The 3,807-nt window shown below is 75.2% G+C and carries 2 protein-coding genes and 1 pseudogene; 1 reads left to right on the top strand and 2 read right to left on the bottom strand.

Annotated features, from left to right (window positions below):
• Nucleotides 1-188: 188 nt before the first annotated feature.
• Together disA and radA are read right to left on the bottom strand one after the other, a co-directional pair.
• Nucleotides 189-1,322 carry a DNA integrity scanning diadenylate cyclase DisA gene (gene disA / locus G5C65_RS33205; RefSeq protein WP_165302781.1) on the bottom strand — a complete coding sequence of 378 codons (1,134 nt, stop codon included), beginning with the start codon at nucleotides 1,320-1,322 and terminating at the stop codon, nucleotides 189-191.
• 243 nt (nucleotides 1,323-1,565) lie between these two features.
• Nucleotides 1,566-2,960 (bottom strand): DNA repair protein RadA, encoded by a 1,395-nt coding sequence (radA, locus tag G5C65_RS33200; protein WP_165302780.1) that lies wholly within the window; start codon nucleotides 2,958-2,960, stop codon nucleotides 1,566-1,568.
• Nucleotides 2,961-3,164: 204 nt separating this feature from the next.
• Between radA and G5C65_RS33195 the strand changes: the two are divergent.
• A pseudogene (locus tag G5C65_RS33195) lies at nucleotides 3,165-3,807 on the top strand (hypothetical protein); the annotation flags it as partial.

Genomic DNA, 3,807 nt, shown 5'->3' with positions numbered 1-3,807 from the left:
AACGGCGCCTCTCGGGCCCGGTGGCACCACCCCCCAGGTCATCGACTTCCAACAGGGGGGAACAGCCATGCCGGGCCCGGAGGCCAGCAGCCCTCTTGCAGGACCGCGAAGACCATAACGGGGGGGGCTGAGGGATCCTTTCCGCAGCCCCGGACCGTGACATGCGATCCGGGGCCCCGGCTCCGGACTCAGACGTACCGCTCCAGGATCGAGGACTCCGCCAGCCGGGAGAGGCCCTCGCGGACCGAGCGGGCGCGCGCCTCCCCGACGCCGTCCACAGCCTGCAGATCGTCCACGCTCGCCGCCAGCAGCTTCTGCAGGCCGCCGAAGTGCTCCACCAGCCGGTCGATCACCGGGCCCGGCAGCCGCGGCACCTTCGCCAGCAGCCGGTAGCCGCGCGGCGACACGGCCGAGTCCAGCGTCTCGGGAGCGCCGCTGTACCCCAGCGCCCGCGCGACCGTGGGGAGTTCCAGCAGCTCGCTGTGGGTGAGCCGGTCCAGCTCGCTCAGCGCCTCGGGGACGGAGCGGGCTCGGCGGCCCGAGCCGCCGGCCTGCGGCGTGTAGTCCCGCACCACCAGCTCGCGCTCCGGCTCCACGCCCGCGATCAGCTCGTCCAGCTGGAGGGAGAGCAGCCGTCCGTCGGTGCCCAGCTCCACCACGTACTCGGCGATCTCGGTGGCGATCCGGCGCACCATCTCCAGCCGCTGCGCGACGGCGGTGACATCGCGGACCGTCACCAGATCCTCGATCTCCAGCGCGGAGAGCGTGCCCGCGACCTCGTCCAGCCGGAGCTTGTACCGCTCCAGGGTGGCGAGGGCCTGGTTGGCGCGGGAGAGGATCGCCGCCGAGTCCTCCAGGACGCGGCGCTGCCCGGCGACGTAGAGCGCGATCAGCCGCATCGACTGGCTGACGGACACCACGGGGAAGCCCGTCTGGATGGAGACCCGCTGCGCGGTGCGGTGCCGGGTGCCGGTCTCCTCGGTCTCGATGGAGGCGTCGGGGACGAGCTGCACCCCGGCGCGCACGATCTTCGCGATGTCGCGGTCGAGGATCAGCGCGCCGTCCAGCTTGCACAGCTCGCGCAGCCGGGTCGCGGTGAAGTCCACATCCAGCACGAAGCCGCCGGTGCACAGGGACTCGACCGTCCGGTCCATGCCGAGGACGATCAGGCCGCCGGTGTTGCCCCGCAGCACGCGCTCCAGGCCGTCCCGGAGTGCGGTGCCGGGTGCGACCGCGCTCAGCGAGGCGCGCATCAGGCCCGACGCACCCTCGGCCCTGCTCTCGGCCTTGCCGGGGGCTGCTGCCCGGTCGTTGGGTGGCACTGCGCTCCTCTGCTTGTGCGGCTGCCTGACCGGAACTGCCCTCGGCACGTGGTCAGGTCGGTGTCGTCGGTGTGGTCCGGTGGTCCGGGATCCTGCGGATCCGGGACGACCGGGTTGTCTGAGGCGTCCGGACCGCGGTTCGGACTGGGGTCCGGGTTGCGGCGCGGGTCGCGGCGATGGACGGACGGTCGGGCGGGGCGTACGGACGGCGGACAGACTGGACCGGTTCGAAGTCTACCGGCGTCACCGGTCCTGACTCCGTGCCGGTCGGGCGGGGAGGACCCGCAGCGCCTCCCCTATGTCGCCGACCTCCAGCACCCGCATGCCGTCCGGGACGCGCCCGGGGTCGGTGGGCACCAGGGCGTGGGTGAAGCCGAGCCGGGCGGCCTCCATGAGCCGCCGCTGGACGCCCGTGACCCGCCGGACCTCGCCCGCGAGGCCGACCTCGCCCACCGCCACCAGGTTCTTCGGCAGCGGGACGTCGCTCGCCGCGCTCGCCAGCGCGAGCGCCACCGCCAGATCCGCCGCGGGCTCGGAGAGCCGGACGCCGCCGACCGTCGCGCTGTAGATGTCCCGCTTGCCCAGGGCGCTGATCCGGCCGCGCTGCTCCAGCACCGCCAGCATCATGGACACCCGCGAGGTCTCCAGCCCGGACGTGGTGCGGCGCGGGGAGGGGATCTGTGTGTCCACCGTCAACGCCTGGACCTCGGCGACCAGCGGGCGGCGCCCCTCCAGCGCGACCGTCAGACAGGTGCCCGGCACCGGCTCGTCACGCCGCGTGAGGAACAGCCCGGAGGGGTCGGTGAGGCCGGTGATGCCCTCGTCGTGCAGCTCGAAGCAGCCGACCTCGTCCGTGGCGCCGTACCGGTTCTTCACGCCGCGCACCAGGCGCAGCCGCGCGTGCCGGTCGCCCTCGAAGTGCAGGACGACGTCGACCAGGTGCTCCAGCAGGCGCGGGCCCGCGATCGTGCCGTCCTTGGTGACGTGCCCGACCAGCAGCGTGGACATGCCGCGCTCCTTGGACGCCCGGATCAGCGCCCCCGCGACCTCCCGCACCTGCGCGACGCCGCCCGGCGCGCCGTCCAGCTCGGCGGAGGCGACCGTCTGCACCGAGTCCATCACCAGCAGCGAGGGTTTCACCTCGTCCAGATGGCCGAGCACCGCCGCGAGGTCCGTCTCGGCGGCGAGATACAGATGCTCGCTGAGCGCGCCGATCCGGTCCGCGCGCAGCCGCACCTGACCCGCCGACTCCTCACCGGTGACATACAGCGTCCGGTGGCTCTCCGCCGCCGCCTTCGCCGACACGTCCAGCAGCAGCGTGGACTTGCCGACGCCGGGCTCGCCCGCCAGCAGCACCACGGCGCCCGGCACCAGCCCGCCGCCCAGCACCCGGTCCAGCTCCGGGACGCCGGTGCCGCGCGCGGTGGCCTGCCGGCCGTCCACCTGGGCGATGGGCAGCGCGGGCGCCGAGACCCGGCCGGGTGCCGTGGTGCGCACGGCCGGGGCGCCGCCGGTCTCCTCGACCGTCCCCCAGGCGTGGCACTCGGGGCAGCGGCCCAGCCACTTCGCGGTCTGCCAACCGCACTCGGTGCAGCGGTAACTGGGGCGGTCCTTCGAAGACGCCTTGCGGGAAGCCATGACGGTCACCGTAGCGGCGAGGGGTGACAGGCCCGCGGGCGCCCGCGTCCGGCTCCCGGCCGCCGCGCCGCGCCCCCGGTCGCGCCCCCTCCGCGCCGGATGTGCCTCAGGTGTCCCCTTTCGAAGGAGATAGTCACCCGTAAGGCTTAATCCTGGGCAAGCGGCTCCGGTAAAGCGCCATCATCCGCCTACCGTCGCCGGGTGATGACGAGCAGGCGCGAGCACCCCACGCACTCCACCGGCGCACCCCCGGCGCAATCGGTGCCCCGGCCGACGCTCTGCGAGCGTGACGACCCCTGTCTCGACGGGCTGTTCACGTACTGCCTGTCGGTGATGTGCGAGCACGACGCGGCCATCCACGCCACCGGCGAGGCGCTCGCGATCGCCGAGCGGCAGCGGGCGCGCGGCCGCGCCCCCGCCGACCCGGGCGCCCAGCGCGCCTGGCTGTACGCCCTCGCCCGCTGGTCCTGCCTGCGCCGTCTGGCCGAGCAGAAGGAGAAGGAGCGCGAGGCCAGGGAGAAGGCGGCGAAGACGAAGGAGGCCGGGCGGGAGGGCAGGCCCGGCGGCGCCGCCCCGGCGGCGGAGAGCGCGGGCGGCCCGGCGCCGACCCCGGCGGGCCCCGCGGGCTCCGCCAGCCCTGTCAGCCCCGCCAGCCCCGAGGGCTCCGCGGGCAAGCCGGCGGCCCCGGCGACCGCGTCCGGTGCCGCCTCCGGGCCCGCGCCCGGCCCCGGGCGCGGCTCCGCGCACGGATGGGCGCCCTCGGGCTCGGTGCGGCCCCGCGAGCCGGGCCCGCACCCCGGGCGCCCCGGCGTCCCGGGGTCCGGCAGGGCCGGGGTCGGCGGTGCGG

This window comes from Streptomyces boncukensis (genome assembly GCF_011045075.1).
GTDB lineage: Bacteria > Actinomycetota > Actinomycetes > Streptomycetales > Streptomycetaceae > Streptomyces > Streptomyces boncukensis.
Note: the sequence above shows the minus strand (reverse complement) of the source record. Positions and strands in the feature narration are given on the sequence as shown.